The 6750-nt window shown below is 67.6% G+C and carries 4 protein-coding genes and 1 pseudogene; 2 read left to right on the plus strand and 3 right to left on the minus strand.

Annotated features, from left to right (window positions below; all coding sequences use genetic code 11):
- A pseudogene (locus H5J26_RS26725) lies at positions 1-270 on the minus strand (hypothetical protein); the annotation flags it as partial.
- A 166-nt stretch (positions 271-436) separates the two neighbouring features.
- Entirely contained in the window at positions 437-1780 is a 1344-nt protein-coding gene (locus tag H5J26_RS26730) for a DUF2252 domain-containing protein (RefSeq protein WP_181768537.1), read from the minus strand.
- A 252-nt stretch (positions 1781-2032) separates the two neighbouring features.
- Between H5J26_RS26730 and dnaE the strand changes: the two genes are divergently transcribed.
- The gene (gene dnaE, locus H5J26_RS26735; protein WP_181768538.1) at positions 2033-5575 is read left to right on the plus strand and encodes a DNA polymerase III subunit alpha; all 3543 of its coding nucleotides are present in this window, start codon (positions 2033-2035) and stop codon (positions 5573-5575) included.
- Positions 5576-5731: 156 nt separating this feature from the next.
- Here dnaE and H5J26_RS26740 read toward each other — a convergent pair whose 3' ends face one another.
- Positions 5732-5896 carry a hypothetical protein gene (locus H5J26_RS26740; RefSeq protein ID WP_181768539.1) on the minus strand — a complete coding sequence of 55 codons (165 nt, stop codon included), beginning with the start codon at positions 5894-5896 and terminating at the stop codon, positions 5732-5734.
- A 236-nt stretch (positions 5897-6132) separates the two neighbouring features.
- Here H5J26_RS26740 and H5J26_RS26745 point away from each other — a divergent pair.
- On the plus strand, positions 6133-6750 hold a 618-nt coding region (locus tag H5J26_RS26745; protein ID WP_181768540.1), incomplete at its 3' end, for an NYN domain-containing protein.

Below are 6750 nucleotides of genomic sequence, written 5' to 3' on the forward strand. Positions count from 1 at the left end.
GCCCGTCTGCCCGTAGCAGGCGTGCTGGCCGGTGGTGAAGACCGTGTCGGCGAGCAGCTCGAGCGGGATCAGCAGGCCGGCGATGCGGCCGTAACTCCGCTCGCGGTCGGCGAGGGCGAAGGCCAGCAGGAAGATCACGGCGCCCACCGCGAGCAGCGGGGCGAGGGGGAGCGGCACACCGGAGAGCAGGACGTGGGCGCCTGCGGACAGCGTGACGCACAGCACGGTGAAGAAGACCGCCCGCACTGTCCGTATGCCTGCCGCATCCATGCTCATCGCCGGGAAAGTGTGCCACGAGGAGGGCTAAGGGGTCCCTAAAGGTGCCCGGGATTTACCTGCGCCTCCCTCGTGACTCCGCTTCTGACGGGCCGCTGCCGGACCTTCCGTGACGGACCGCCCGGACCCGCCCGTACCGGCAGCTCCGGCCCGTCCTGCCCTACAGGCCCGGGATGCGGCCGTTGCGGAAGAGATCCACGAAGATCTGGTGGTCGCGACGGGTGATGGCCCCGTACTCGTGCGCGAAGTCGACCAGCAGCTGCGGGAAGCCCTCCTCGTCGGCCGCGATCGCGGCGTCGATGGCGCGCTCGGTGGAGAAGGGGACCAGGGAGTGCCCGCTCTCGTCGTCGGCGGCCGCGTGCATGGTGGCGGTGGCGCGGCCGAGGTCGCCGACGACCTGCGTGATCTCGTCGAGGTCGTCGAGGTCGGACCAGTCGAGGTCCACCGCGTACGGGGAGACCTCCGCGACCAGCTGCCCGATGCCGTTCAGCTCCGTCCAGCCGAGCCAGGGGTCGGCGTGCGCCTGGAGGGCGCGCTGCGAGATCACCGTGCGGTGGCCCTCGTGCTGGAAGTAGCCGCGGATCTCGGGGTCGGTGATGTGACGGGAGACGGCCGGGGTCTGCGCCTGCTTCATGTAGATCACGAGGTCGTTCTCCAGGGCGTCGCTGTGGCCCTCGAGAAGGATGTTGAACGACGGCAGGCCGGCGCTGCCGATGCCGATTCCGCGGCGCCCCACGACGTCCTTGACGCGGTAGGCGTCGGACCGGAAGCGGGTCCTGCCCGGCAGGGTGCCGATGTAGGCGTCGAAGGCTTCGAGCACCTTCGCGCGGGTCGCGGCGTCCAGCTCGATGGCGCCCCCGCCGGGCGTGAACCGGCGCTCCCAGTCGCGAATCTCGGTCATGCTGTCGAGAAGCTCGAAGCGGGTGTTGGACCGGGCCGAGCGCAGCGCGCCGAGGACCGGGCCGCGGGCGGTGTCGAGGGTGAGTGAGGGCACCTCGTCCGCCTTGGCGTCGCCGGCGAGGGCGCTGATGCGCTCGCGGTAGGCGTCGGCGTACGCGCGCACCAGGCCGGTGATCTGCCCGTCACTGAGCGCCTTGGTGTAGCCGAGGAGCGCGACGGACGCGGCGAAGCGCTTCAGGTCCCAGGTGAAGGGGCCGACGAAGGCCTCGTCGAAGTCGTTGACGTTGAACGTGAGGCGGCCGTTGGCGTCCATGTAGGTGCCGAAGTTCTCGGCGTGCAGATCGCCGTGGATCCACACCCGGCCCGTGCGGTCGTCGAGGAAGGGGCCGGCGTGCCGGGAACCCTCCTGGTCGGAGGCGGTGGCGTCGGCGTAGAAGAGACACGCGGTGCCGCGGTAGAAGGCGAAGGCGGAGGCCGCCATCTTGCGGAACTTGACCTGGAAGGCCGCCGGATCGGCGGCCAGCAGCTCGCCGAAGGCGGTCTCGAAGACCTCCAGAATCCGCTCTGCGCGCGCGCCTGTCGCGTCGGCCTGCTGCGTTGCCATGGGGTGCCCTTCTGGGTGCGGTGCCCGAATCGGGTGCTCACCGGAGCTGACGGAGCGTGTCCGAGGATCCTCTCGCACATCCCGGCGCGCGCAACGCTGGGGGAGCGCCCGGAATGCGCTCGCGCGGGGACGCGTACGCCTCGGCGTCCCACGGGAGTTGGAACCCCGGCGCCTCGGTCGGCGGATGTCAGTGCCGGGTCGTAGACTCCGGAACCGTTCCCGCAACATCCGTGCCCGGAGGTGTCCCGCGCCGTGACCCAAGAGCCGTTCACACATCTGCATGTGCACACTCAGTATTCGCTGTTGGACGGTGCGGCGCGGCTGAAGGACATGTTCAACGCCTGCGGCGAGATGAACATGTCGCACATCGCGATGACGGATCACGGCAACCTGCACGGCGCCTACGACTTCTTCCATCAGGCGAAGGACGCCGGGATCACCCCGATCATGGGCATCGAGGCCTACGTCGCCCCCGATCACCGCCGCAACATGCGCCCGGTCAAGTGGGGCACCCCGCACCAGAAGCGCGACGACGTCTCGGGTAACGGCGCGTACACGCACATGACCATGTGGGCGCGCGACCGGGACGGCCTGCACAACCTCTTCCGCGCCCAGTCCCGCGCCAGCCTGGAGGGCTTCTTCCGCAAGCCCCGTATGGACCGCGAGCTGCTCGCGGAGTACGCGAAGGGGATGATGGCCACCACCGGCTGCCCCTCCGGCGAGGTGAGCGTCAAGATCCGTCTCGGGCAGATGGAGGAGGCGGTCAAGGCCGCCGGCGAGTTCCAGGACATCTTCGGCAAGGAGAACTTCTTCGTCGAGTTGATGGACCACGGCATCGACATCGACAAGCGGGCGCGGGCGGGCCTCGAGGAGGTCGCCAGGAAGATCGACGCCCCCTTCGTCGTCACGAACGACTCGCACTACACGTACGAGCGGGAGTCGGCGGCCCACGACACCCTGCTGTGCATCCAGACCGGCAGCAATCTCTCCGATCCGGACCGCTTCAGCTTCGACGGCGCGGGCTACTACCTGAAGTCGGCCGAGGAGATGTACGCCATCGACTCCTCGGACGAGTGGCAGCAGGGATGCCGCAACACCCAGCTGCTCATCGCCGAACGGGTCGACGTCTCAGGCATGTTCGAGACGCGGAACCTGATGCCCCGCTTCGATGTGCCCGAGGGCTACGACGAGGTGTCCTGGTTCAAGGAAGAGGTCAAGCGCGGCATGGCCCGCCGCTACCCCGGCGGCATCCCGCAGGATCGCCAGGACCTGGTCGAGTACGAGATGGACGTCATCATCTCGATGGGCTTCCCCGGCTACTTCCTCGTCGTCGCCGACTTCATCATGTGGGCGAAGGAGAACGGCATCGCGGTGGGCCCCGGGCGCGGTTCAGCGGCGGGCTCGATCGTCTCGTACGCGATGGGCATCACCGACCTCGACCCCGTCACCCACGGTCTGATCTTCGAGCGGTTCCTCAACCCCGAGCGCGTCTCGATGCCTGACGTCGACATCGACTTCGACGAGCGCAGGCGCGGTGACGTCATCCGGTACGTCACCGAGAAGTACGGCGCCGACAAGGTCGCCATGATCGGCACGTACGGCACGATCAAGGCCAAGAACGCCATCAAGGACTCGGCCCGCGTGCTCGGTTACCCGTATGCGATGGGTGACCGCATCACCAAGGCCATGCCGGCCGACGTGCTCGGCAAGGGAATCCCGCTCTCCGGCATCACCGACAAGAACCACCCGCGCTACAGCGAGGCGGGCGAGATCCGGGGGATGTACGAGAACGAGCCGGACGTCACCAAGGTCATCGACGCGGCACGCGGCATCGAGGGCCTCGTGCGTCAGATGGGCGTGCACGCCGCAGGCGTGATCATGTCCAGCGAGAAGCTGATCGACCACGTCCCGGTCTTCTCGCCGAAGAACGACGGCGTGGTCGTCACGCAGTGGGACTACCCCAGCTGCGAGTCGCTCGGCCTGCTGAAGATGGACTTCCTCGGGCTGCGCAACCTGACGATCATGGACGACGCGGTCAAGATGATCCGCAAGAACAAGGACGTCGACCTCAAGCTGCTCGATCTGCCCCTGGACGACCCGAAGACGTTCGAGCTGCTGTGCCGCGGAGACACCCTCGGCGTCTTCCAGTTCGACGGCGGCCCCATGCGCTCGCTGCTGCGCATGATGAAGCCCGACAACTTCGAGGACATCTCCGCCGTCTCGGCCCTCTACCGGCCGGGCCCGATGGGCATGAACAGCCACATCAACTACGCCCTGCGCAAGAACGGCCAGCAGGAGATCACCCCGATCCATCCCGAGCTCGAGGAGCCTCTGAAGGAGGTCCTCGACATCACCCACGGCCTGATCGTGTATCAGGAGCAGGTGCAGAAGGCCGCGCAGGTGCTGGCGGGTTACTCCCTCGGACAGGCCGACCTGCTGCGCCGGGCGATGGGCAAGAAGAAGAAGGAGGTTCTCGACAAGGAGTTCGTGAACTTCCAGAAGGGCATGCGCGAGCGCAACTACTCCGACGCCGCCGTGCAGGCCGTCTGGGACGTGCTGGTGCCCTTCGCCGGCTACGCCTTCAACAAGGCGCACTCCTCCGCGTACGGGCTGGTCACGTACTGGACGGCCTACCTCAAGGCCAACTACCCCGCGGAGTACATGTCGGCGCTGCTGACCTCGGTGCGCGACGACAAGGACAAGTCGGCGGTCTACCTCAACGAGTGCCGCAAGATGGGCATCAAGGTCCTCCCGCCGGACGTGAACGAGTCGGAGGCCAACTTCACCTCGAGCGACGACAAGACCATCGTCTTCGGTCTCACCGCCGTGAGGAACGTCGGCCAGAACGTGGTCGAGTCGATCGTCAAGTGCCGCAAGGCAAAGGGGAAGTACACCTCCTTCCCCGACTTCCTCGACAAGGTCGAGGCCGTCGTGTGCAACAAGCGCACCGTCGAATCCCTCATCAAGGCAGGCGCGTTCGACGAGTTGGGCCACACCCGCAAGGGCCTGACCGCACAGTTCGAGCCGATGATCGACAACGTCGTGCAGGTCAAACGCAAGGAGGCCGAGGGCCAGTTCGACCTATTCGGCGACCTCGGTGGAGACGACGGCGGTGACACCCCCGGCTTCGGTCTGGACGTGACCTTCTCCGAGGAGGAGTGGGAGAAGACCTACCTCCTCGCCCAGGAGCGGGAGATGCTCGGCCTCTACGTCTCGGACCACCCGCTCTTCGGCCTGGAGCACGTCCTCAACGACAAGGCCGACGCTGCCATCGCCCAACTCACCGGCGGTGACTACTCCGACGGGTCGATCGTCACCATCGGCGGCATCATCTCGGGCCTCCAGCGCAAGATGACGAAGCAGGGCAACGCCTGGGCGATCGCCACCGTCGAGGATCTGGCCGGCTCCATCGACTGCATGTTCTTCCCCGCGACCTACCAGCTGGTCTCCACCCAACTGGTCGAGGACGCAGTCGTGTTCGTCAAGGGAAGGCTGGACAAGCGCGAGGACGTGCCACGCCTCGTCGCCATGGAGCTGATGATCCCCGACCTCAGCGAGGCGTCCGCCAGCGCACCCGTCACGATCACCATTCCCACTGTGAAGATCACGCCGCCGCTGGTGGAGAAGCTGGGCGAAGTCCTCACCCACCACCGCGGTTCCAGCGAGGTGAGGGTCCGGCTCCAGGGCGCCCGCAAGACGACGGTTCTGAGGCTCGACAAGCACCGGGTCACGCCCGATCCGGCCCTGTTCGGCGACCTCAAGGAGCTGCTGGGCCCGTCCTGCATGGCGGGTTGAGCCGCTTCCGGCGCGGGCCGGTACAGGGTTCTGCAAGGAGACGGAGGAGGGCGGCCCCGGGGCTGGGGCCGCCCTCTCCTTCGTGCGCGCCGATGTGCGATGCCCGAGGGCACAGGTGAATCAGACGGATCCTTGTTGACCTCTGCGCATGCAGGGTCAGTTGTGGCCGAAGCGCCGTTGGTGCTTGCGCGCCACGTCGGCGGGGCTCGCCTGGGGCCGCTGCTGCCGGCCCTCCGCAGCACCGCCTTCGGACTTGTTCTGGTCGCGCTCGCCGTTCTCGGCCTTGCTCTGATTACGGTCTTGGTTCCTGCCCTTGGCCATGATCGCCTCCTGGGGACCGTTGAACGTTGGGCCGAATTCAGCCTGGCACGCGGGTAAGAAGCGCGCATTTCGAACAATCGGCGCGAGTGAGTGGGTTCTTCGCGCTGTTGCGTTCCCACCCGGCTTGTGCCGCCACGCCGATGATCGTGGCCCGGCTGATTAGCCCTGTACGGTCGGGCAGACTCGAAGGAAAACGCAGCCTCGGGCTGTGCTCGGTGACCGAGAGTGGGTGGATCGTGGATCGCTGCGTCGTCCTGGTGGATGCGGGCTATCTGTTGGGCGCTGCCGCGAGCCTGCTCGCCGGAGAGCCGATGCGCTCCCGGATCAGCGTGGACCACACGGCACTCATCCGTGGGTTGCGCGAGCGGGCCGAGGCCGACACGCAGTGTGATCTCCTGCGGATCTACTGGTTCGACGGGGCCCCCGACCGGGTGCCGCAGCCCGAGCACCGCAGGCTGCGCGTGATGCCGAGGGTCACGGTGCGGCTGGGCGCCCTGACCAGAAGCGACGGCCGCTGGGCCCAGAAGGGCGTCGACGCGGCGATGCACGCCGAGCTGACCGAACTGGCCCGTAACCGCGCCTGCTCGGACATCGTGCTCGTCACCGGGGACGGGGACCTGCTGCCGGGCCTGATGTCGGCCAAGGAACACGGCGTCGCCGTGCACCTGTGGGCCGTTCAGGCGGCGGACGGCGACTACAACCAGTCCGAGGACCTGGTCGCCGAGGCCGACGAGCGCCGCGTGCTGGACCGCAGCTGGATCACGGAAGCCGTACGGGCGACCGAACCGGCCGGGGTCTGCGCACCGCAGTCCGCCTCCCGCCCGGAGATCGCCGCGATCCTTTCCGCGCCGCTG

The organism is Streptomyces albidus (ex Kaewkla and Franco 2022), assembly GCF_013870515.1.
Taxonomy (GTDB): domain Bacteria; phylum Actinomycetota; class Actinomycetes; order Streptomycetales; family Streptomycetaceae; genus Streptomyces; species Streptomyces albidus.

Coding starts and splice junctions, on each gene's coding strand:
- H5J26_RS26740 (WP_181768539.1), bottom strand. CDS start 5,896: ATGGCCAAGGGCAGGAACCAAGACCGTAATCAGAGCAAGGCCGAGAAC.
- H5J26_RS26730 (WP_181768537.1), bottom strand. CDS start 1,780: ATGGCAACGCAGCAGGCCGACGCGACAGGCGCGCGCGCAGAGCGGATT.